This window comes from Rhodococcus sp. As11 (assembly GCF_048957735.1).
GTDB lineage: Bacteria > Actinomycetota > Actinomycetes > Mycobacteriales > Mycobacteriaceae > Rhodococcus > Rhodococcus gordoniae.
Map to the genome: position 1 here is coordinate 1 of NZ_JARDJE010000022.1, position 23,210 is coordinate 23,210.

Annotated in this window: 20 protein-coding genes; 12 read left to right on the top strand and 8 right to left on the bottom strand. The window is 68.7% G+C overall.

What is annotated here, in order from left to right; genetic code table 11:
• The first annotated feature begins 267 nt into the window (after window positions 1-267).
• From urtA to atzF, 8 genes are all read left to right on the top strand, one after another.
• Window positions 268-1,539 (top strand): urea ABC transporter substrate-binding protein, encoded by a 1,272-nt coding sequence (gene urtA, locus PV766_RS20365; protein WP_421097738.1) that lies wholly within the window; start codon window positions 268-270, stop codon window positions 1,537-1,539.
• Window positions 1,540-1,565: 26 nt separating this feature from the next.
• On the top strand, window positions 1,566-2,450 hold the full coding sequence (urtB, locus tag PV766_RS20370; protein ID WP_421097739.1) for an urea ABC transporter permease subunit UrtB: 885 nt from the start codon (window positions 1,566-1,568) through the stop codon (window positions 2,448-2,450).
• Complete coding sequence (gene urtC, locus PV766_RS20375) at window positions 2,450-3,592, top strand: urea ABC transporter permease subunit UrtC (RefSeq protein ID WP_421097740.1); 1,143 nt, start codon at window positions 2,450-2,452, stop codon at window positions 3,590-3,592. The genes urtB and urtC overlap by 1 nt, the downstream gene beginning before the upstream one ends.
• Window positions 3,589-4,371 carry an urea ABC transporter ATP-binding protein UrtD gene (urtD, locus tag PV766_RS20380; protein WP_421097741.1) on the top strand — a complete coding sequence of 261 codons (783 nt, stop codon included), beginning with the start codon at window positions 3,589-3,591 and terminating at the stop codon, window positions 4,369-4,371. The genes urtC and urtD overlap by 4 nt, the downstream gene beginning before the upstream one ends.
• Window positions 4,371-5,063 (top strand): urea ABC transporter ATP-binding subunit UrtE, encoded by a 693-nt coding sequence (gene urtE / locus PV766_RS20385; RefSeq protein ID WP_371053390.1) that lies wholly within the window; start codon window positions 4,371-4,373, stop codon window positions 5,061-5,063. The genes urtD and urtE overlap by 1 nt, the downstream gene beginning before the upstream one ends.
• Window positions 5,063-5,749, top strand: coding sequence for a GntR family transcriptional regulator (locus tag PV766_RS20390; protein ID WP_421097742.1), 687 nt, complete (start codon window positions 5,063-5,065; stop codon window positions 5,747-5,749). Before urtE ends, PV766_RS20390 begins: the two co-directional genes overlap by 1 nt.
• Before the next feature lie 66 nt (window positions 5,750-5,815).
• Window positions 5,816-6,346 (top strand): carboxymuconolactone decarboxylase family protein, encoded by a 531-nt coding sequence (locus PV766_RS20395; protein WP_421097743.1) that lies wholly within the window; start codon window positions 5,816-5,818, stop codon window positions 6,344-6,346.
• A 112-nt stretch (window positions 6,347-6,458) separates the two neighbouring features.
• A complete protein-coding gene (gene atzF, locus PV766_RS20400; RefSeq protein WP_129977586.1) occupies window positions 6,459-8,183 on the top strand; it encodes an allophanate hydrolase in 1,725 nt (574 codons plus the stop codon).
• Window positions 8,184-8,196: 13 nt separating this feature from the next.
• Here atzF and PV766_RS20405 read toward each other — a convergent pair whose 3' ends face one another.
• The 5 genes from PV766_RS20405 to PV766_RS20425 form a co-directional block, all read right to left on the bottom strand.
• Window positions 8,197-9,633, bottom strand: a complete 1,437-nt coding sequence (locus tag PV766_RS20405) for a fatty acid desaturase family protein (protein ID WP_421097744.1) — start codon at window positions 9,631-9,633, stop codon at window positions 8,197-8,199.
• A gap of 28 nt (window positions 9,634-9,661) precedes the next feature.
• Window positions 9,662-10,759, bottom strand: coding sequence for a ferredoxin reductase (locus PV766_RS20410; RefSeq protein WP_421097745.1), 1,098 nt, complete (start codon window positions 10,757-10,759; stop codon window positions 9,662-9,664).
• 69 nt (window positions 10,760-10,828) lie between these two features.
• A complete protein-coding gene (locus tag PV766_RS20415) occupies window positions 10,829-11,161 on the bottom strand; it encodes a cupin (RefSeq protein WP_129977464.1) in 333 nt (110 codons plus the stop codon).
• A gap of 317 nt (window positions 11,162-11,478) precedes the next feature.
• Window positions 11,479-12,882, bottom strand: a complete 1,404-nt coding sequence (gene lpdA / locus PV766_RS20420; RefSeq protein WP_421097746.1) for a dihydrolipoyl dehydrogenase — start codon at window positions 12,880-12,882, stop codon at window positions 11,479-11,481.
• A complete protein-coding gene (locus tag PV766_RS20425) occupies window positions 12,879-13,181 on the bottom strand; it encodes a hypothetical protein (protein WP_421097747.1) in 303 nt (100 codons plus the stop codon). Before PV766_RS20425 ends, lpdA begins: the two co-directional genes overlap by 4 nt.
• Before the next feature lie 52 nt (window positions 13,182-13,233).
• Between PV766_RS20425 and PV766_RS20430 the strand changes: the two genes are divergently transcribed.
• The 3 genes from PV766_RS20430 to PV766_RS20440 all read left to right on the top strand — a co-directional run bounded on the left by PV766_RS20430 (window position 13,234) and on the right by PV766_RS20440 (window position 17,792).
• On the top strand, window positions 13,234-16,500 hold the full coding sequence (locus PV766_RS20430) for a BTAD domain-containing putative transcriptional regulator (RefSeq protein ID WP_421097748.1): 3,267 nt from the start codon (window positions 13,234-13,236) through the stop codon (window positions 16,498-16,500).
• A 211-nt stretch (window positions 16,501-16,711) separates the two neighbouring features.
• Window positions 16,712-17,395, top strand: a complete 684-nt coding sequence (locus PV766_RS20435) for a hemerythrin domain-containing protein (RefSeq protein WP_129977467.1) — start codon at window positions 16,712-16,714, stop codon at window positions 17,393-17,395.
• 106 nt (window positions 17,396-17,501) lie between these two features.
• Entirely contained in the window at window positions 17,502-17,792 is a 291-nt protein-coding gene (locus PV766_RS20440) for a hypothetical protein (RefSeq protein WP_421097749.1), read from the top strand.
• A gap of 37 nt (window positions 17,793-17,829) precedes the next feature.
• Here PV766_RS20440 and PV766_RS20445 read toward each other — a convergent pair whose 3' ends face one another.
• Together PV766_RS20445 and PV766_RS20450 are read right to left on the bottom strand one after the other, a co-directional pair.
• Window positions 17,830-18,675, bottom strand: a complete 846-nt coding sequence (locus PV766_RS20445; RefSeq protein WP_129977469.1) for an SDR family oxidoreductase — start codon at window positions 18,673-18,675, stop codon at window positions 17,830-17,832.
• Window positions 18,676-18,705: 30 nt separating this feature from the next.
• Window positions 18,706-20,040 carry a wax ester/triacylglycerol synthase domain-containing protein gene (locus PV766_RS20450; protein ID WP_129977470.1) on the bottom strand — a complete coding sequence of 445 codons (1,335 nt, stop codon included), beginning with the start codon at window positions 20,038-20,040 and terminating at the stop codon, window positions 18,706-18,708.
• Between PV766_RS20450 and PV766_RS20455 the strand changes: the two genes are divergently transcribed.
• The gene (locus PV766_RS20455; RefSeq protein ID WP_421097750.1) at window positions 20,039-22,057 is read left to right on the top strand and encodes a prolyl oligopeptidase family serine peptidase; all 2,019 of its coding nucleotides are present in this window, start codon (window positions 20,039-20,041) and stop codon (window positions 22,055-22,057) included. The two genes, PV766_RS20450 and PV766_RS20455, sit on opposite strands and share 2 nt — an antisense overlap.
• 52 nt (window positions 22,058-22,109) lie before the next feature.
• On the opposite strand, the gene PV766_RS20460 is transcribed toward PV766_RS20455, so the two are convergent.
• Complete coding sequence (locus PV766_RS20460; protein WP_064062647.1) at window positions 22,110-23,114, bottom strand: LacI family DNA-binding transcriptional regulator; 1,005 nt, start codon at window positions 23,112-23,114, stop codon at window positions 22,110-22,112.
• Window positions 23,115-23,210: the final 96 nt, after the last annotated feature.

Sequence of the window (23,210 nt, forward strand, 5' to 3'; positions counted from 1 at the left end):
CCACTACCTCGACCGACCGGAATCAACATCACCCATCTGTCTCAGACAGGTTGACAACTACCGAATTGCCGTAGCGGATAGCGAAGTCCGTAGCCGATGCTTGTGCGCGCTGTGTAACACGCGCGAAATCTGCGTCACGAGACCGTGACCGGAAGATATTCCCGCGCAACAACTCCCTTCTACTGTGTGGCCTCACGGATACAGCGCTGTATACGCCGCCCGGATACACCGGGACCTCTCCCGCCACCTTCGAAGGAAGGGCTCTACATGTCTGTTGTCAGGTCCAGGCTCGCCACCCGCGCCATCGCGGCCCCCGCCGCACTCGTCGCAGTCGGACTCGTCCTGTCCGCCTGCGGAAGCCGCGCGGGTGACGAGGGCAGCACCGCCGCCGGTGCTGCGTCGTGCGTCGACACCTCGGGCGACACCGTCACGGTGGGCTCGCTCAACTCGCTGTCGGGCACGATGGCCATCTCCGAGGTCACGGTCCGCGACTCGATCGCACTGGCCGTCGAGGAGATCAACGCCGACGGAGGTGTCCTCGGCAAGCAGATCCGGATCGTCTCCGAGGACGGCGCGTCCGAGCCGACGGTGTTCGCGGAGAAGGCCGAGAAGCTCATCGGATCCGACTGCGTCGCAGCGGTGTTCGGAGGCTGGACGTCGTCGAGCCGCAAGGCGATGCTGCCGGTCTTCGAGGACCGCAACGCGCTGCTGTACTACCCCGTCCAGTACGAGGGTCTCGAGTCGTCGTCGAACATCTTCTACACCGGCGCGACCACCAACCAGCAGATCGTGCCTGCCCTGGACTACCTGAAGGAGCAGGGCGTGAAGTCGCTCTACCTCGTCGGTAGCGACTACGTCTTCCCGCAGACCGCCAACCGCATCATCAAGGCCTATGCCGAGGCCAACGGCATCGAGATCAAGGGTGAGGACTACACCCCGCTCGGCTCCACCGACTTCTCCACCATCGTCAACAAGGTGCGCACCGCCGACGCCGACGCGGTGTTCAACACCCTCAACGGCGATTCCAACGTCGCGTTCTTCCGCGAGTACACCAACGCCGGCCTGAACGCGAAGGACATGCCGGTCGTCTCGGTGTCCATCGCCGAGGAGGAGGTGGGTGGCATCGGTGCGCAGAACATCGAGGGCCAGCTCACCGCATGGAACTACTACCAGACCGTCGACTCGCCCGAGAACACGTCCTTCGTCGAGGCGTACAAGGCGAAGTACGGCGCGAACAAGCCGACCTCCGATCCCATGGAAGCCGCTTACACCTCGGTCCACCTGTGGAAGAACACCGTCGAGAAGGCCGGGTCGTTCGAGGTCGACGACGTCGTCGAAGCTGCCGACGGCGTGACCTTCGAGGCCCCCGAGGGCACCGTGACCATCGACGGCGACAACCACCACATCACCAAGACCGCCCGCATCGGTGAGATCCGCGGCGACGGGCTGATCCACACCGTGTGGGAGTCCGACGGTGCCATCGAACCCGACCCGTACCTCGAGTCCTACGACTGGGCTTCGGGCCTGTCCGGTAACTGACAGCACGAGCCGACGAGGGAGACGACATGGATGTCCTTGTAGGACAGCTCTTCACAGGATTGAGTATCGGATCGATCCTGCTGCTGGCAGCGCTGGGGCTGTCGCTGACGTTCGGCCAGATGGGCGTGATCAACATGGCCCACGGCGAATTCATCATGGCCGGCAGTTACACGGCGTTCGTCGTGCAGCAGGTGATCTCCTCGGCCGGGGTGTCCCTGTTCGTCTCCCTGCTCGTCGGCTTCCTGGTGGGCGGTGTGATGGGGGTGCTGCTCGAGGTCACCCTCATCCGCCGCATGTACCACCGCCCGCTCGACACCCTGCTCGTGACCTTCGGTGTGGGCCTGCTGCTCCAGCAGGCCGCCCGCGACATCTTCGGCGCCCCCGCCGTCAACGTCGTCGCACCGTCCTGGCTCTCCGGCGGGGTCGAGATCCTCGGGGCGGTGGTCCCCAAGACCCGCCTGTTCATCCTCGCCCTGGCCGTGATCTGTGTGATCGCGCTGATCGCGTCGATGAAGTACACCCCGATGGGACGACGGATCCGCGCCGTGGTGCAGAATCGCGATCTCGCCGAGACCGTGGGCATCTCCTCCCGCCGCACCGACATCACCACCTTCTTCCTCGGCTCCGGCCTGGCCGGTCTCGCCGGTGTCGCCCTGACCCTGATCGGCTCCACCAGCCCGACCGTCGGGCAGTCGTACCTGATCGACGCCTTCCTCGTGGTCGTCATCGGTGGTCTCGGCCGGATCGAGGGCGCGGTGCTCGCGGCCGTCGCACTGGGCCTGCTCACTTCGTTCATCGAGTACTCCACGACCGCCTCGATCGCGAAGGTGATCGTGTTCGTGCTCATCGTGATCTTCCTGCAGGTCCGCCCGCAGGGCCTGTTCGCCGTCAAGACGAGGAGCCTGGTCTGATGCCCGCGACCTTCTCGACCCGCACCTTCACCCGCCCCGGACCCGCCCGTACCGCAGCGGGTTTCGCGCTCGCCGCACTGATCCTGTTCGGCCTCGCCCCCGCGCTGCTCTCCGATTTCCGTCTCGGTCTGCTCGGGAAGTTCCTGTGTTTCGCGATCGTCGCCGTCGGCATCGGTCTGGCCTGGGGCCGAGGCGGCATGCTCACCCTCGGCCAGGGTGTGTTCTTCGGCCTCGGCGCCTACATCATGGCGATGCACCTGAAGATCGCCGACGCGCAGCTCCGCGGCGATTCGGTTCCGGACTTCATGCAGATCGCCGGCATCCGCGAGCTACCCGCCTACTGGGTGCCGTTCACTTCGCCCGCCGTGACGCTGCTGGCGATCCTGGTCGTGCCGGCCCTGGTCGCCGCCCTGCTCGGCTTCGGGGTGTTCGCCCGCCGCGTCAAGGGCGCCTACTTCGCGATCCTCTCCCAGGCCCTGGCCGCCGCCTTCGCGATCCTGCTGGTCGGTCAGCAATCCACCGGAGGATCCAACGGTCTCAACAGGTTCCGCACCTTCTTCGGCTACGACCTGTCCGACCCGGTGAACAAGCGGATGCTGTTCTTCATCGTCGCCGCGATCCTGCTGCTCGTCGTCGCCGCGACCCGCCAGCTCATGCAGTCCCGTTACGGTGAACTGCTCGTCGCGGTGCGCGACCAGGAAGAGCGCGTCCGTTTCCTGGGCTACGATCCCGCCCTGATCAAGGTCGTGGCCTACACCGTCGCCGCCTTCTTCGCCGGCATCGCCGGGGCGATGTTCGTGCCCATCGTCGGCATCATCTCCCCCGCCGACGTCGGCATCGTCCCGTCGATCGCGTTCCTCATCGGCGTGGCCATCGGCGGACGCAACACCCTGCTCGGCCCGGTCCTCGGCGCCATCGGCGTCGCCTGGGCACAGACCGCCCTGTCGGAGAACTTCCCCTCCGCCTGGACTTACGCCCAGGGCCTGCTGTTCATCGTCGTCGTAGGCTTCTTCCCCGCCGGCCTGGCCGGAGTGATCACCCTGCTGCGCCGGCGCCGCCGCACCACCCCTCCGGATCCGACATCCGAACCCGAACCCCAACCCGAACCCGCCGACCTTCCCGCGATGGAGCGCGCCCGATGAGCACACCCGTCTACGGCGGCAACGCCGGTATGAGCAGCGACTACCTCGAGATCCGCGACCTGCGTGTCACCTTCGACGGCTTCACCGCCGTCGACGGCGTGGACCTGACCCTCCTCCAAGGCGACCTGCGGTTCCTCATCGGCCCCAACGGTGCCGGCAAGACCACCCTCGTCGACGCCGTCACCGGCCTGGTGCCCGCGACCGGCTCGATCACCAAGTCCGGCGTCGAACTGCTCGGCAAGAAGACCCACAGGATCGCGCGGCTCGGCGTCGGCCGCACCTTCCAGACCGCCTCGGTCTTCGAGGAACTGTCGGTCCTGCAGAACCTCGACATCGCTGCCGGTGCCGGTCGTTCTCCCTGGCACCTGCTCCGCCGCCGCAGCGGCGTGCTGCCCGAGATCGAGGAAGCCCTCGAAACGATCGGCCTGACCGCCCACCGCGACACCCCCGCCGGGATCCTCGCCCACGGGCAGAAGCAGTGGCTCGAGATCGGCATGCTGCTCGTCCAGAACGCCGACGTCCTGCTCCTCGACGAACCCGTCGCCGGCATGAGCCACGACGAACGCGAGGAGACCGGGCAACTGCTGCGCCGCATCGGCGCCCAGCGCACCGTGGTCGTCGTCGAGCACGACATGGACTTCATGCGCGCCTTCGCCACCTCCGTCACCGTCCTCGCCCGCGGCAAGGTCATCGCCGAGGGCACCGTCGACCAGGTCCAGAACGACCCGCAGGTCCAGCAGGTCTATCTCGGGACCGCCACCGCACCTCAGGAGGCATGATGCTCGAACTCGTCGACGTCCACGCCGGTTACGGCCGCACCGAGATCCTGCACGGACTCTCCCTCACCGTCCCGACCGGCAGGTCCGTCGCGGTCATGGGCCACAACGGCGCCGGCAAGACCACCCTGCTGCGCGCCGCCGTCGGCCTGCTGCCCGTCACGAAAGGAAAGATCCTCTTCGACGGTGAGGACGTCACCTCGCTGCGACCGTCCGCCCGCGTCGCCCGGGGTCTGGCCTACGTCCCGCAAGGGCAGCAGTCCTTCGGCCAGCTCACCTGCCGCGAGAACCTGCAGGTCGTCGCGGACACCAGGCGCAACGGCCGCGCGCTCGTCGCCGACATGCTCGACCTGTTCCCCGCCCTCGTCCCGCTGCTCGACCGCCGGGCAGGGTTGCTCTCCGGCGGCCAGCGCCAGCAACTCGCCATCGCCCGCGCCCTGATCACCGAACCGCGCATGCTCGTCCTCGACGAGCCCACCGAGGGCATCCAGCCCTCGGTGGTCGCCGAGATCGAGAACACCATCGTCGAACTCGGCCGTAGCGGCGACCTCGGGGTGCTGCTCGTCGAACAACACATCGGTTTCGCTCTCGACAACGCCCTGCACTACTACGTCCTCGAATCCGGGCGTATCACCTCCACCGGGGAAGGTGGTGTCGACGCCGCTGCCACCGTCCGCGCAGCAATGGCGATCTGATGGCCGCCGACACCCGCCGCGAACGCGTCTACACGGCGCTGCGTGCCCGTCTGATGTCCGGCACACTCTCCCCCGACGAACGGCTCAGCGAGAAACGGCTCGCCGAGCAGTACGGGGTGTCGCGCACTCCGGTGCGCGAGGCCCTCGCCCGGCTGGTGTCCGACGGGCTCGTCGAGCGTCGTGACCAGGGACTGTATCCCTACCGTCCGCGTTTCGACGACCTCGCCGACCTGTACGAGCTGCGCACCATCCTGGAGCTGCGCGGGATCCGCCGGGTGCTCGCGGACGAGTCGGTACGGCACGACCCCGACGTCCTCGGCCCCGAGCTCGACCACTGGTACGAGATTCGCAGCCATCCGCCCGAACCGGACGCCGGTTTCGTCACGCTGGACGAACGCTTCCACATGACGTTGCTCGCCGCCTCCGGCAATCGCGCCCTGTGCGACGCCCTGTCCTCGGTGAACGCCAAGGTGCGTCCGGTGCGGATGTTCGACTACCTGACCCCCGATCGCATCGCCGCCACCGTCGACGAGCACATCGCGGTCGCCGAACTCGTTCTCGCCGACAAGCTCGACGACGCCCACGACCTGCTGCTCGCCCACATCGACACCTCGCGATCGGTGGTCGTGCGACGCGCCGAGGAGGCACGCACCTTCGCGCGGATGGCCCGCGCCGTCCGCGACTGACCCGCATCCGTGGAGCCCCGACCGTTCCGCGTGACCCGACGAGCTCGTTCGGGCACACTGGCGCTCATGACACCCCGCATCCAGCCCGGACGTTTCAAGGAACTCGGCCCGCTCAACTGGGTGACATGGAAGGCCCTGTCCGCTGCCGGGGGTACCTCGGACGCCCACCTGTTCAGCACGCTCGGCCGCACCGGGCGACTGTTCCGCGGATGGCTGCACTATGCGGGCATGCTCATGCCGTTCGGCCGCCTCGGCCGGTTCGAGTCGGAGATGGTCATCCTGCGGGTAGCGCATCTACGCGAGTGCGGTTACGAATTCGACCATCACACCCGTCTGGGCCGCCGCGCGGGGATCACCGACGAGGTGCGCGACCGTATCGTCGCCGGACCCGGCGATCCGGACTGGCAGCCGAGGCACCGTACGCTTCTCGCCGCCGTCGACGAGCTCGTGACCACGAAGCACCTGTCCGACGAGACGTGGTCGTCGCTCGCGCAGTACTACGACGACCGCAGGCTCATCGAATTCTGTCTGCTGGTCACGCAATACGACGCCCTCGCCACGACCATCGGTGTCCTGCAGATCGAACGCGACTTCTGATCCGTCCGCCCCTGCCGCACCCGGCCGGAGAGGACATCCCTAACAAGGCTGTTACACAACGTCACAGCGGCGTCATTGCCGGTCCATAGCGTATACAGCCATGTCCACGACGATGTATACAGCTGCGGCGCCCGTCTCCCCGGCGAAGGTGTCCGCCACCGATCGCGTGCGTGCCGCGCTGCGCCGTATCGGCGAGGTGGAGCGCCCCGAAGTGTGGATCGCGCTGCGCGGCGCCGACGATCTCCTCGCCGAGGCCGCCGCCGTGGACGCCCGGGTCGCCGCCGGTGAGTCACTGCCGCTCGCCGGTCTGGTCGTCGCGGTCAAGGACAACGTGGACGTCGCCGGAATCCCCACCACCGCTGCATGTCCCGAGTTCGCGTACGTCCCCGAGGAGACCGCCTCGGGTGTCGAGCGCCTGATCGCCGCCGGCGCCGTCGTCCTGGGCAAGACCAACCTCGACCAGTTCGCCACCGGTCTCGTCGGGACCCGCAGCCCGTACGGGGCGGTGCGGTGCGCCTGGGATCCCGAGAAGGTCTCGGGCGGTTCGAGTTCGGGTTCGGCGGTCGCGGTGGCGCTCGGCATCGCCGACATCGGGCTGGGCACCGACACCGCCGGTTCGGGACGCGTCCCGGCCGCGCTGAACGGAATCGTCGGTGTCAAGGCCACCCTCGGCGTGATCCCGGCGCACGGCGTGGTGCCGGCGTGCGTCGACTACGACTGCCTCACGGTCTTCGCGCCGTCGCTCGACCTCGCGGCGACCGCGGTCCGGGTGATGGCCGGACCCGAATCCCGAGATACGCGCAGCAGGGCATGGCCCGCGGACGTGCGACTCGCCGCGTCGAACGCTCTGCGTGTCGCGGTGCCGCGCGCCGAGGATCTCGAGGCTCTGTGCGACGACTACCGCGACGCCTTCGCCCGCACGGTGGCGACGACGCGCGAGGCCGGCGCCGAAATCGTCGAGGTGGACATCTCTCCGCTGCTCGACGCGGCGCTGCTGCTGTACGACGGTGCCGTGGTGGCCCAACGCTACGCCGCTGTCGGCGAGTTCCTGTCGACGGCGCCGGAGGGCGCCGATCCCACCGTCGCCGCGATCGTCGCCGACGCGAAGAAGCCCGCCGCGTACGAACTCGTCGAGGACCTCGACACCCTCACCCACGTCAAGGCGTTCGCAGCTGAACTGCTCACCGGGTTCGACGGGCTGCTGCTCCCGACGACGACGGAACACCCGACGATCGCTGCAGTGGAGGCCGATCCGATCGCCGTCAATCGACGGATGGGCACCTACACCAACTTCTGCAACCTACTGGACATGGCGGCGGTGGCCGTTCCGGGCGCACCCACGGCGGACGGCGATCCGTTCGGGGTCATGGTCGTGGTCCCGGCCTTCGCCGATCAGGTGGCAGTGGACGTCGCGGCCGCGCTGAACGGTGTGGATGCGCCGCGCGTCGTCGAGTCCGGTGTGGAACTCGCGGTCTTCGGAGCGCACCTTCGCGGTCAGCCACTGCACTTCCAGTTCGAGGAGCTCGGGGCGCGGTTCGTCGAGGAAGTGCACACCTCCGACGCGTACCGTCTCGCCGCGCTGAACACGACACCACCCAAGCCGGGACTGGTGCGGCACGCACCGGGCGAGGGCGCCGCGATCGCCGGCGAACTGTTCCGCCTGTCGGAGGCCGGCCTCGGACGCTTCCTCGCCGCGCTCCCCGCCCCGATGACGTTGACGAGTGTCGAACTGGCGGACGGGCGGTGGGTCGTCGGTTTCGGATGCACGCAGGACGCCGCGAAGGACGCGGTGGACATCACCGGGTTCGGTGGCTGGAAGGCCTACCGGGCGTCGTGATCTCGGTGAGCGGTCAACGGGGCGGCGGGTCGACCTTCACGCCGCTACCGTCGTGTTCGGGTCCGGCGTCGGGATGATCGGCGGGTAGGCGGTCGCGGAACCGCGCGGCCTCGCTGGGGGCGGGCCCACCCTGGGGATCCTGCGAGCGTCGGTACGGTCCGGGCTTGGGCCGGGGCTTGCCGCCCGGGAAGGCGAGCCGGGCGATGGTGCGGTGCACCATGAACCACTGCTTGCCCAGTCTGCCCGAGTTGTAGGGCAGTTCGTAGCGTTCGCAGATGTCCTTGACCTTCGGCGCGACCTCCGCGTAGCGGGTGCTCGGCATGTCGGGGAACAGATGGTGCTCCACCTGGTAGCCGAGATTGCCGCTCATGACGTGGAACAGCGGGGTGCCTTCGATGTTCGCGGCGCCGACGAGCTGCCGCACGTACCACCCTCCGCGCGACTCGTTCTCGACCTCCTTCTTCGAGAAGGTGTAGGTCTGGTCGGGGAAGTGCCCGCAGAAGATGATCGCGTGCGCCCACACGTTGCGGATGATGTTGGCCGTGACGTCGGCGAGCACGGTCGCGAGGAAGGTCTTCTCGACACCGGGCAGATACCGGTCGGCGAGATCGGCTGCGGTACGGAACTTTCCGGGGCGGCCCTTACCGATCGGCCCCGTGCTCGTCGAGCGCAGTCGCCGCCCCAGACGTGAGGTCTTCGGCTGGGGCAACCGGCCCTGCAGCGCGACCTGCGCGAGACCGAACAGCGCGGCGCTCACCAGCGGCCAGCCGACGTAGTCCTTGACGAACTGGGCCCGGGCCTTACCGGCGATGCCCTTCAGTTCCTCGAGCACCTGCCCGGCCGACTTCTCTCCGGCCCACAGCGCCTCGAGGTCGAGGTCGTGCAGCGCGACACCCCACTCGAACAGCACGGTGAGCAGCGCGTTGTAGACGGGCTGCGCGAGGTAGACGGGGTGCCACTTCTGGTGTGGGTCGATCCGCATGATCTCGTAGCCGAGGTCCTTGTCGAGACCGCGAATGTTGGTGAACGTGTGGTGGATGTAGTTGTGCGAGTGCTTCCACGCTTCCGCGGTGGAGGCGGTGTCCCAGTCCCACACCGACGAGTGGATGTCCGGATCGTTCATCCAGTCCCACTGGCCGTGCATGACGTTGTGGCCGATCTCCATGTTCTCGAGGATCTTCGCCAGGCCGAGGCAGGCCGTCCCGGCCACCCATGCGGGCTTCGACGACGACGCGAACAGCAGCACCCGCCCCGCCACGACCAGTTGACGCTGCGCCGCGATGACGTTCTTGATGTACTGCCGGTCCTTGTCGCCGAGGCTCGAGTACACCTCGTCGTGGATGGCGTCGAATTCCTTCGCGATCTGCTCGAGATCGTCGTCGCTCAGATGCGCGAGCGGACTCTGCAGTTCCCGCGACCCGGTATCGGCCCTGTCGATGCTTCTCGTCACGACGCCCCCTGCTTCGAAGCCGGTTGCTTCACAGTTCGATTTCGATGTCGCCCTCCGCGGTGTGGATGCAGGTACGCACCGCCGCCCCGGTGGGCTCGCTCACCTCGTCGGTTCGCAGGTCCCGGAGTTGTCCGGATCTCAGTGTTCCGACGCATGTGTGGCAGATGCCGATACGACAGCCGTACGGCAACTTCAGGCCGGCGTTCTCCCCTGCGACCAGGATGGGTGTTCCGCCGTCGCACTCCACCTCCTTCTCGCTGTCGAGGAAGTGGATGGTGCCGCCTTCACCGCTCCCGGCATTCCCGCCGATGATCGGCTGGAAACGTTCGAGGTGGAATCTTTCGGGATCGCCGTGTTCGTCCCAGTGTTCTTCGAGGGCGTCGAGCAGGTCGCGCGGACCCGAACAGAAGGCGTCGCGCTCGCGCCAATCGGGGCACAGTTCGTCGAGGTCGCCGGGAGTGATGCGGCCGCGTTCACCGCTGAGCCACACTTCGAGGCGCAGCCCGGGATGGCGGTCGTCGAGCTCGCGCAGGGCCGACGAGAAGATCACCTCGTCGGGGGTGCGGGCGGAATGCACGACCACGACGTCGTCGACGCGGTCGCGGTGGTCGAGGCTGCGCAGCATGCTCATGATCGGCGTGATCCCGCTGCCTGCGCTGACGAACAGCATCTTCCGGGGCAGCGGGTCGGGCAGTGTGAACACGCCCTCCACCTCGCCGAGCCGGACGATGTCGCCCGGTTCGAGCTTGCGGACCAGATACGGCGAGACCACACCGTTCTCGACGAGCTTGGGCGTGACGCTGATGAGGCCGTCGACCGGATCCGGGTCGGAGGTGAGCGAATACGCCCGCCAGTGGTAGACGCCGTCGATGATCACGCCGAGCCGCACGTACTGGCCGGGCTCATGCCCCCGCCACTCGTAGGCCGGGCGGATGAGCACCGACGCGGCGTCGGCGCCCTCGGGGACGACCCGCTCGACACGGCCGCGCAGTTCGCGGGTCGTCCAGAGCGGGTTGATCATCTCGAGATAGTCGTCGGGCCGCAGAGGTGTGAACAGGTGCCGCACCGTGCGCAGCAACCATCTCCGAACCGGGTGCACGTGTGGGCGAGCGCCGCGTTCCGCCATGGCGACACACTACGCGTGCATACACGCCGCACGTGCGGATTCGCTTCCGTGTGGAAGCGGGGACAATCGTCAGCGCAGGATCGTCAGCTGCACCACAGAATCGGCGTTCGCGACGAGGCGGTGCACGATGCCCGCGTCGACGTGGACCGCGGTACCCGGCAGCAGCGACACGGTCTCGTCGGCGGTGCTGAACGCGATGTCCCCGGTGACGGTCTGCACGAGGATCGGGGCGCCGGCCTTGTGGTCGTCCATCGTCTGCCCGGCGGTGAAGGACAGACGCACGACGGTGGCGCCGGTGACCGCCGCCAGCTTCTCGATCCGCGGGCCGCTCCCCTCGCCCGGGTTCGGCTGCGCGAGGCCCTCGATACGGGTGAGCCTGCCCTCGACCTGCTGTGCACTCATCACGCTTCCTTCTTCGTGGCGACGATGCCGATCGCATCCGAAGCGCCCGGCGGCGGGCGTCGGACTTCCGAGTACGGAGACGATCCGGTCGGCCGCTGCGCGGATCAGGGGCCGGCCGTGGCGTCCTTGCGACGACTATAGAGGATTCCCACCCGGCAGTAAGGGCACCTTCATCCGAGAATTCCCCGGCAGGAGTCCGGAACGACGTCAGCCCGCGACGACGGTCGAGTCGTCACGGGCTGAGCCGGTACATCCGAGCGGGGATCCGCCCACACGGAAGAAGGGTGAACGCGGGGCCTCGGGTCGGCCCCGCATCCTCAGAAGTTGATCATGTGTCCTGCGAGACCGTGGATGGCCTCCTGCAGCGCCTCGCTGAGCGTCGGGTGCGTGTGGACGTTGCGCGCGAGCTCGTTGACCGTGAGGTCCCACTTCTGGGCCAGGGTCAGCTCGGGCAGCAGCTCCGAGACGTCGGGGCCGATGAGATGGCCACCGATGAGTTCACCGTGGGTCTTGTCGGCGATGAGCTTGACGAAGCCGGTGGGATCGCCCAGACCGTGTGCCTTGCCGTTGGCGGTGAACGGGAAGGTCGCGACCTTCACGTCGTAGCCCTCGGCCTTCGCCTGCTCCTCGGTGAGACCGAAGGAGGCGACCTGCGGCTGGCAGAAGGTCGCGCGCGGCATCATGCGGTAGTCGCCGAGCTCGAGGGTCTCGGCACCGCCGATGGTCTCGGCCGCGACCACGGCCTGCGCCTCCGCGACGTGCGCGAGCTGCAGCTTCGCGGTGACGTCGCCGATGGCATAGATGCCCTCGACATTGGTGCGCATGCGCTCGTCGATCGCGATGGCACCGCGGTCGGTGAGCTCGACGCCGGTGTTCTCGAGACCGTAGCCCTCGACGCGCGGCGCGAAGCCGACCGACTGCAGCACCTTGTCGACCGTGACGGTCTCGACGTTGCCGGACTTGTTGTCCTTGATCTCGACGGTCACCTTCGAACCGTCGTCCGAGATCTTCTGCACGGCGGCACCGGTCTTGATGGTGATGCCGAGCTTCTTGTACGCCTTGGCGATCTCCTTGGAGACGTCGGCGTCCTCGTTGGGCAGTGCGCGGTCGAGGAACTCGACGATGGTGACGTCGACCCCGTAGTTCTTCAGGACGTAGCCGAACTCCATGCCGATGGCACCGGCACCGACGATGACGATGGACTCGGGAAGGTCGCGGGTGAGGATCTGCTCCTCGTAGGTGACGACGTTGTCGCTGAGCTCGGTGCCCGGCAGCAGCTTGGTGACCGAGCCGGTGGCGATGATGACGTTGTCGAAGGTCACCTGTTCGGTGCCACCCTTGGTGAGGGCCACCTCGATGGTCTTGGCGTCGACGAACGAGCCCTTACCGTCGTATTCGGTGATCTTGTTCTTCTTCATGAGGAAGTGCACGCCCTTGGTGCGGCCGTCCGCGACCTTGCGGCTGCGGTCGTAGGCGGCACCGAAGTCGAAGGACACATCTCCCGAGATGCCGAAGGTCTTGGCCTCTTTTTTGAAGAGATGCGCCAACTCGGCATTGCGGAGAAGCGCCTTGGAGGGGATACAGCCCACGTTCAGGCAGACACCACCCCAGTACTTCTGCTCGATGATGGCGGTGCTCAGTCCCAGCTGTGCCGCGCGGATAGCAGCGACGTACCCACCGGGACCGGCTCCGAGGACAACGACGTCATAGTGTGAGGTCACGGATATACAGGGTAGTCCCGCCCGATTCCGGTGTCTGCCGATGGTCCGGTTACCGTCCGGTAGCTCCCGGATCCGGCGAGCGGGACCGTCACGGCGAGCAGCACGACGCACCAGCCGAGCGCCGACCGCACCGGACGGTGCAGCGGCCACGCCGCATACGCGGGTACAGGCGCGGAGGCCGAGAGCAGCTCGCGAAACGCCCCCACGACGGCACTGACAGCGGTACCGAGGCGAACGATCGTGCGTTCCGCGCCGGCGTCGACGCGCTCCTGTTCGGCATCGCGCCGACCCACCGACATCGGCCGCCGACTCTCGCGTTCGCGCCTGCACCACCGCTAATCTGGCGCGATCATGACTGCGACCGCGACAGCCGCCGAGCCCGTGCACATCAGCGTGCTGGGTCCGACCGTCGTGACGGTCGGCGACCGGACGGTGCCCACCGGTGGTCCCGGGGCCCGGGCGGTGCTCGCGCGACTGCTCGTCGCGGCAGGTCATGTCGTCTCGACCGACCTGCTGATCGAAGATCTGTGGTCCGGCAGTCCTCCCCCGAAGGCTCTGGCCGCGCTCCAGGTCCATGTCTCGAATCTGCGGCGCCTGCTCGAACCGTCGCGAGCTCCGCGCACACCGTCGTCGGTGATCGTCACCGCACCACCCGGTTACGCACTGCGGTTGCCGCACCGGGCCGTCGACGCGTGGCATTTCGACCGGCTCGTCACCGAGGCGCTGACCGTCGACGACAACAGCTCGCGCATCGGGATGCTGTCGCAGGCACTGGACCTGTGGAAGGGAGTGCCGTACCACGAGCACCTCGACGCCGACTGGGCGCGCAACGAGAGTGACCGGCTCGCGCAGGTCCACGCCACCGCCCTGGAGGCACGCGCCCACGCCCACCTCGACGACGGTCGCGCCGAACTCGCGGCCGACGGACTCGAACACCACGTCCAGAACAATCCCGGACGCGAGTTCGCCGTCCGTGTGCTGGCACTGGCCCGGTACCGCTGCGGCCGACAGGCCGAGGCACTGGCCGCCCTGCACCGCACCCGCGAGTACCTGCTCGACGAGCTGGGCATCGATCCCTCGCCCGAACTACGACAACTCGAACACGACATCCTGAACCAGCGGGCGTCGCTGTCACCGGCGCGCACCGACACCCCGGCGACCGTTCCGCTGCGGGACGATCCGGAACCGGACGACGAGATCGTCGGTCGTGGAAACGAACTCGACCTCCTCGTGCAGGCGGCCCGGCGATCCGACACCGACGGTCTGCAGCTGGTGTGGATCTCCGGCGATGCCGGCGAAGGCAAGAGCGCCCTCGCCGGGGCGTTCGTGCGACGGATCGCGGATTCGGGCCGCTCCCCGGCCTGGGGATCGTGCCCCGAGATCGACGGAGCGCCGCCGGCCTGGCCGTGGACCGAGATCCTGCGCGAGCTCGGGCTTCCGGAGCCACCCGTATCGCCGTTCGAACTGAGCCGGGCACTCGAACGACAGCTGTCGCTGCCGGACCGACGAACCGTGCTCGTCCTCGACGACCTCCACCGCGCGGACGAACCCACGCTGCAGGTCCTACGGCACATCGCGGCCTCCGCCCGCAGGTCGGCGACCCTTGTCGTGGCCACCTTCCGTCCCGGCGAGACCACCGACGATCTGCACGCCACCTGGGCCGCGACCGCGGGGACACCGGGAACCCGGATCGTCCTCGGGGGCGTGGGCCGCGACGAGGCACGCACGATCGCGCGACGCCTAGGTGCGCCCGAACTCGACGAGACCACCCTCACGGACCTCCTCGGGCAGACGGACGGGAACCCGCTCTTCGTCGAGGAGTACTGCCGCCTGATCGCGTCGGAAGGGGTCGGCGCGCTGCGGGGCAACGTCCCCGAGGGTGTGCGGAACATCCTCGCGCGCCGCATCTCCCGGCTCCCCGAACGGACCGTCGTCACTCTGCGCCGCGGTGCGGTGCTCGGACGCGACTTCGACCTGTCCATCCTGTGCGAGGTCGGTGACGACGACGAGGAGAGCATGATCGATGCGCTCGAACCCGCCGTGGTCACCGGAATCCTCGCCGAACCGGGACCCGATCGCCTCCGCTTCGGCCACGATCTCGTACGGGAGACCCTCTACGACGCGATACCCGCCATGCGGCGCAGGAGGATCCACGCCGCAGCCTTGGACGCGTTGGCGCGCCGGAACCCACCGGACCCCACGGCACTCGCGCATCACGCGATCGGTGCGGCCACGCCCGCGACCGCCGAACGATGCGCGGGGTACGTCGTCGAGGGGGCGCGTGCCGCCGAGCGGCAGTACTCCTTCCGGGACGCCTTCGAACTGTGGAGTGCCGCGCTGTCGCTGTGGGAGGACGCAGTCGACCCCCACGACCGGCTGTTGCTCGGGATTCTCGTCGGCCGGGTGGGCCCTCAGGCCCGTACCGGAGACATCGTCGGCGCTCGGGAGACGCGATTGCGCGCGGTGAGGATCGCCCGCTCGCTCGGTGACGGTGACGCCCTCGTACGTGCTCTCGTATCGTGGTCGGCACCGGTGGTGTGGACGATCCGGACCGACAGCGTGCCCGACTCCGAGATACTCGACGCGATCGACGTCGCGCTGGCCCGAGGCGGCGTCACCGCGAGCGACCGCGCCCTGCTCCTCGTGACCCGCGTCTTCGAACTCGAAGGACTCGATGACGCGGAATGCCTCGCCGCGGCGCTCGAAGCACGCTCGGCAGCAGAGGAATGCGGCGACCCGGTAATTCTCGTGCGCGCACTCAACGCCGTCGGCTATGTCGCCTTCGGCCCCGACCTCGTCCACGAGCGGCTGGGCAACGCCGCCCGACTGCTCGAGATCGCGACCGCGGTGGGCGACGAGGGATTCGTCTCGGTGGCGCACTTCCAGCGGTTCCTCGCCGCGACCGCCTTGACCGACTTCGGACAGGCCTACGAGAGCGCCGCCCTGGCAACACGATCCGCGGCCGGCCACCAGCTGGCACAGATGCTCGGGGTCCTCGCCATCTTCGAGGCGCTGATCGAGACGATGGCGGGCCGCCTCGAGAACGGATTGTGCCGCTACGACGAGATCTCGGCGGCGCTGCACGCCCAGGGCATGACGGTGGCACAGTGGATCGGCACGCTCGGTCGCATCGGCGTCGCCGTGGTACGCGACGACTTCTCCTCCCTCGTGGAGGAACTGGACACCATCGAGACGGTCCGGCCCCACGCCATCCGGTTCCCCTTGATCCTTGCACTGCTCGACCGGGGCGACGACGACCGCGCCCGCCGGCTGTGGGAGACGAGCAGACCGTATGCGCGCGACTACTACTGGCTCGCCATGACGACCTTCCGCGCCCGTGCGGCCGCTCGTCTCGGGGAGGTCGACGCAGCGCGCGCACTGCACACCGAACTCCTCCCGTTCTCGGGCCGGATCGCAGGGCTGGATTCGGGCTCGTTCTATGCGGGTCCCGTGGATCTCGCGCTCGCCGAGACCGCGGAGGTCACGGGAGACACCGATGCGGCGACCCGGTGGCAGGCCGCCGCGTCGGAACTCGTCACACGAACAGCGGAGCGTCTGCGCGCCGGGCGGTCGGCGGCGCCGCATCCCGCCGAGAGCGATCGGTCGCCCGCGGGATGAGCACGCCGACCGCGGCGAACGGGAGTCCGCGCGGCAATCGAGTGCGAATGCGACGACGACACCGCCGGCGCTGGGACGGTACGGAAAGCGTGGAGTGATGCTCACGGACCGAGCACGCGGAGACGTTCTCGGTGACCACTTGGTGCGCACCGACCCCTGGCGTGTGCTCGGCGCCAAGTGGGTTCCAAGTCCGGCCGCGCACGCTACCGGCATGACTTCCGCATCCCTCACCCCGCGCCTCACCACCGACGACGAGCTGCTCGGAATGCGCCTGGCGCACCGCGTGATCCTCCGTGACGTCACCCGGCTCAGCGAACTGGCCGACCGGATGCTCGCAGATCCGTCGAGCTTCGACAGGGCCCGCTACGCGGCGACCGCCGACTACGTCGGCCTGTTCGTCGCGAGTCTCCACCACCATCACAACGTGGAGGACCTCGCGCTCTGGCCGTTGATCACCGCCTCGGCCGGACCCCACGTCGACTTCACCGAACTCACCGACGACCACGACGAACTCGACCCGCTCCTCGACGAGCTCGGCGAGTTCACCCGCGGGCTCCCCGAACCGGCGGCGGTGGCCGGTTTCGCGCGTACCTTCCGCATACTGAGCGACCTGCTCCACGAGCACATCGCGGACGAGGAGCGGTCCGTCTTCCCGCTCATCACCGGGCATGTCCCGTCCGAGGCGTGGCAGCGGTTCGAGAAGGACGCCCAGCGCGGCGGTAGGGCAGACTTCGACCTCACCCGCTTCTTCGCCGTGATGACCGAGGAGGAGACCGCACGGGTACGCGGGGAACTGCCTCTCGCGGTGCGGTTGATGGCCGCCGTGTTCTCCCGCCGGCAACGACGGCGTGAGCGCGCGGTGTTCGGCCGGCCCGACCGTTCCCCGATCGGATGATGGCGTGGGTCATCCGGTTCGGGCATGATGTCGCCGTGCGTGTTCCCCGTCGAGATCAACCCGCGCGGCGCGAGGCCGCTCGGGTGTTCGACACGGGAGAACCCACATGGAATACAACGCGATGATCGAACTCGACGCCGACCTCGATCGCCTGACCGACGCCGAGACCGTCGACCTCATCGAACCGATCGTCCCGCACCACGGGGCGGTGGGGCGCAGCGACAACGGCCGCGCCCAGCTCGTCATCACCGTCGACGCCGTCGACGCGATCCACGCCCTGCGGTTCGTGCGCGACCTGATGCAGGCCTCGTACCCGTCCTACCGCGTGAACGCGGTGGACGTGATGCCCACCGGGGCGTTCGACGCGTTCTACGGATTCGGCGACTGTTTCGCCTGACGTGAGAGCCCGGTGAGGGTCCGCGCCGCGCGGACCCTCACTTCCGGCGTCCGAACCTCCGCATGGCGAGCAGGTACCGGGGGATCGACCGGAGCGGAACCCGCACCGGCCAGTCGTCGGGGCGGAAGTAGGCCTCCGTGCCGCCGTCGACCACCACGACGCTGCCCGTCATGAAGTCCGCCGCCGGGGACAGCATGAACTCGACCCACTGCGCGATCTCCTCGGGCTTCCCGAAGCCGCCGAGCGGAACGGGGAAGCTTTCGACCGCCTTCCCGAGGGGACTGTCGAGCTGCGCGTCGAGCAGTGGGGTGGAGATCGCTCCCGGTGCGAGGACGTTGAGGCGGATACCCGCTCCTGCCCACTCGGGGGTTACCGCAGCCCGGCGCGCCCACCGGGTCACGGCGATCTTCGACGCCGCGTAGGTGAACGGCGGACCCGTCTGCGGGATGCGCGTGGCGCGGGCGACGCCCTTGTCCATGTCGCCGGCGAGGAACGCCTTCACCGCCGAGTTCGGCACGCCGGGCGTCGTCGTCGTCGAGTTGGACCCGAACACCACGACCTTGCTGTTGCCGGAGGCGACCAGCGCCGGCCGCCAGCCGACGAGCAGGTCGATCACGCCCCGCACGTTGACCTGCGCGACGATCTTCTCCTTGCCCGGGGTGGGACCCAGCCCCGCGGCGAGTACGGCGCCGTCGAGACGGCCGCCCGCCAGCTCGAGCGTCGTGCGGACTGCATCGGAGCGGCCCTGGGGGGTGGACAGATCCGCCGTGACCTCGGTGTCCTTCAGGTCGATGCCGATCACCGTGTGCCCGGCAGCCCGTAACCGTTCCGCGCTCGCCCTGCCCATTCCCGACGCGGCACCCGTCACCGCATATACCGCCATGTACCCCTCCATCGTTCGATTCGGGGCACGCTACAGCGCGGCGACCGCCTCGCGCAGCAGGGTGACGTACCGAGCGAGACCGGTCGCATCGACCACCTCCGGGGAGGTCGTCACCGAGAGGGTCACCGCCTCGCCGATCCCGTGCACGCCGTGCGTGAGGGCCTGCACCGGCGACAAGCCGGGGAAGCCGGAGGTGAACCGCACCCGGCCGCCACCGAGTTCCAGGTCGGCCCGGCCGCGGTCCACACTCGAGACGACGGTGTTGCCGGTGACGGTGGGCGGGACGACGGACAGGTCGAGGCGGTCGGTGCCGAAGCGCAGCAGCGGTGCCGGGACGTGATCGTCGGTGCGGGCGCGTACCGCCATCGCGGGGTGGCGCGCGCGGATCCGCTGCGACGCCAGGTCGGCGGCGATCGCCACGGCACGCTCGTGCGGGTCGCGGATGGTGCAGTGCAGGTCGACTCCGACGTTGCGGTAACTGTTGCGGGAGGTCGCGGTGGGCACCGCGACCGGTACTTCCGCGGACAGTTCGCCGACACCGAGGAAGTCCGACAGGGCGGCACCGATCACGGTGAGCGCACCGACGGTGACGGTGCCGACGCGGCGCAGGTCTGCGGTGTCGACCACGACTGTGCGCACCGCCCGGCGCGGTCCGGGCGCGGTGTTCACGGCCACCAGCGGCCTCCCCGGGGCGGGTTGCGGAACCGACGGGTCGGCGAGTTGCCGTTGCGCTTCGACCGCCCGTCGCCCGTCGGCGATCACCCGCGGGATCGACAGAGGCAGCCGCAGGAGAGCGCGCGCGAGCATCCCGGCCGGCGAGGGGGCACGCGGCGGGGTCGTGGGTGTGGCGATGCCCGACAACAGGTCCCGGGCCAGCGCGGACGTGCGCACCCCGTCGGCGAAGGCGTGCGACATCTGCAGGACGACGACGAGCGCGGGACCGTTTCCGCGCGGAGCATCGGCGACCTGCTGGAAGATGTGCAAGCGCCACGGTGAGACGGTGACGTCGACGCGGGTCGCGACGAGCCCGGACAGCACGTCGAGCACCTGCCCGTAGCTGCCGGATTCGTGGACGACGAACCGATCCTCGGTGGGCGCGTGCGCTGTCCAGTAGGGATAGTCGAGACCCGCGGGTACCTCGACCATCCGCACCTGGAGCTCCCCCATCGCCGCCACCCGTGACCGGAGGTCGGCGAGCACCTCGGCGACCGGAACCGCGGGGGCGTCGAAACAGTAGAGGGCGAACAGGTCGCCCGGGATTCGGTCGCCGAGCCATTCTCGGCGCGCGTCCGACGGATGCATCTGCACGAGGTCACAGTCTGCCTGCCGCCCGCGGCAGGTGCGGGGCGGGTATGAATGGGTCATGAGCGACGACACGACCGATCCGTACCTGTGGCTCGAGGACGTCACCGGCGAGAAACAACTCGACTGGGTGCGTGCCCGGAACGACCGAACGGTCGAGACGTACACCCGCACCGGCGGCTTCACCGACCTCGAATCCCGCATCCGCGAGGTGCTCGACACCGACGCCCGCATTCCGTACGCCCGTCGGCGGGGTGAGTACCTCTACAACTACTGGCGGGACGCCGAGCATGTGCGCGGCCTGTGGCGTCGCACGACGATGGAGCAGTATCTGCGCGACGAACCCGACTGGGACGTCCTCGTCGACCTCGACGCCGTCGCCGGGGAGGAGGGTGAGAACTGGGTGTGGTCGGGAGCCCAGGTGCTGCGGCCCGACCAGACCCGCGCGCTCATCAGCCTGTCGCGCGGTGGTGCCGATGCGAGCGTGATCCGCGAGTTCGACCTCGTCGAGCGGCGATTCCTCTCGGGCCCGGACAGTTTCGAACTGCCCGAGGCGAAGACCGACATCGGGTGGATCGATGCCGACACCGTCTACGTCGGAAGCGATTTCGGCGACGGGTCGCTCACCGACTCGGGCTACCCGCGTCTCGCGAAGAAATGGCGTCGCGGCACGCCGATCGAGCAGGCCGAGACGGTCTTCGAGGGTGAGCGCAGCGATGTCGCCGTCTCCGCGTGGTACGACGACACACCAGGATACGAACGCACCTTCGTCGACCGCGCGATCGACTTCTACCGGGCGCACCGGTTCGAACTCACCGCGGACGGCGGACTCGTCCGGCTCGACGTTCCCGACGACGCGCGGGTGAGCGTCTACCGCGACCACCTGCTCGTGCGTACCCGATCCGACTGGCTCGGATATCCCGCCGGCACGCTGCTCGCGGCGGACTATCCGGCATTCCTCGCCGGTTCGCGCGAGATGACGGTGCTGTTCGCCCCGGACGAGCACACCTCGCTCGAGCAGTACGCGTGGACGAAGAACCACCTGCTCGTCGTCACACTGCGCGACGTGCAGACCCGCGTGCGGGTGCTCACGCCCGGTGACGACGGCTGGGCCGACGAGGAACTGCCGGGCGTCCCCGACGCCACGTCGACCTCGATCATCGACGTCGATCCGCGCACCGGCGACGACTTCTTCCTCAACTCCAGCGGATTCACGATCCCGGCGACCCTGTTGTCCGGGACGGTCGGCGGCGCGGTGGAGGCGATCAAGCAGGCGCCGTCGTTCTTCGACGCCGAGGGCATCACGGTCGAGCAGCACTTCGCGACGTCCGACGACGGCACACAGGTGCCCTACTTCGTGGTCGGCAGCAACACCGGAACCCCTTCGCCCACACTGTTGTACGGATACGGCGGGTTCGAGAACTCGATGGTGCCGGCCTACAGCGGTGGCGTGGGGCGGGCATGGCTCGAGAAGGGCTACACCTACGTCATCGCCAACATCCGCGGCGGTGGCGAGTACGGCCCCACCTGGCACACCCAGGCACTGAAGGAGAACCGTTACAAGGTCTTCGAGGACTTCGCCGCGGTCGCGAAGGATCTCGTCGCGCGCGGGATCACGACAGCGGCGCAGCTCGGCACCCAGGGCGGCAGCAACGGCGGGTTGCTCATGGGCGTGATGCTCACGCGCTATCCCGAACTGTTCGGGGCGATCGTGTGCCAGGTGCCGCTGCTCGACATGAAGCGTTATCACCTGCTGCTCGCCGGAGCATCGTGGATGGCCGAGTACGGCGACCCCGACAACCCCGCGGAGTGGGAGTTCCTGTCGAAGTACTCGCCGTACCAGAACACCGATCCCGACGCCGCCTACCCGCCGATCCTCGTCACCACGTCGACGCGGGACGACCGGGTGCATCCCGGGCACGCGCGCAAGATGGTCGCGCGTTTGGAGGAACAGGGACACGACGTCTCGTACTACGAGAACATCGAAGGTGGTCACGGCGGCGCGGCCGACAACGCCCAGGCGGCGTTCAAGTCGGCGCTGACGTTCACCTTCCTGGCCGACAAGCTCGCGAACCGGTGACCTGCGGGGAGGTCGTGTGCGTTTTCGTCGAAAAAGACGCACACGACCTCCCTCATCTCGCGGGGCCGGTGGACTCGCGGACGACGAGCTGGGTCGGGAGTACGAGTCCGTCGGCCACCGCGACCCGCTCGTAGGCCTGCCGGGCGAGCATCTCCATGGCTCGCGCCCCGGCGTCCTCGGTGCGTTCGGCGAGCGTCGTGAGCGACGGCTGACACAGGTCGGACCCGAAGATGTTGTCGAAACCGACCACGCTCACGTGCCCGGGCACGGACACCCCGCGTTCGCGCAGCCGGCGCAGCACCCCGATCGCGAGCATGTCGTTGTGGCACACCACCGCGGTGACGCCGGCTGCCACGGCGGCGTCGGCCGCGGCGGCACCGCCTCCGAGCGTCGGCGAGTACGGGCCGAAGCGACGCACCACGATGTCGTGGGCTTGTGCCGCCGCCTGCAGACCGGCCCACCGTCGCGCTCCCGACCACGACTCGGGCGGGCCGCCGAGGAACAGCAGCGAGCGATGCCCGAGCGACGCGAGATGGTCGACGATCTGACGTGTTCCCGTCTCGTAATCGGCGACGACGCAGGAAATTCCGCGGATCGCGCGGTTGACCAGGGTCACGGCGTCGAGTTCCGCGACGCGCCGGAGCTCGTCGTCGGGCATGCGCGCGGCCGCCAGGACGAAGCCGTCGACCGCCGGCCCCAACCGCCGGATGATGTGCGCTTCGGTGACCGCGCTCTCCTGCGTGTCGGCGAGGACGAGGGTCCGGCCGGAGGCGACGGCGGCGCGCTCGGCCCCCTTGATCACGCCGGAGAAGAAGGGGTTCGTGATGTCGGGGACGAGCAGCGCCAGGGTGTTGGTGCGTCCCGATTCGAGGGCACGGGCCGCGGGGTTGGGGGCGTAGCCGAGCCGGTCGGCGACCTCGAGGATGTGATCGCGGGTGACGACGTTGACCCGGCCCGGGTCGGTGAAGGCGCGGGAGACCGTGGACGCCGCGACCCCTGCCTCGCGGGCCACATCGGTGATGGTGGCGCGTTTCCGGGAACGCGGGGCAGCCGACATGCGGACAGTATGGCAAAAAATGGCAAACGATTGCCGTGTGCTGCGCCACACCCCTAACGTCCCTGTATCCGATACTGAAGACCCACCCCCCGAGGC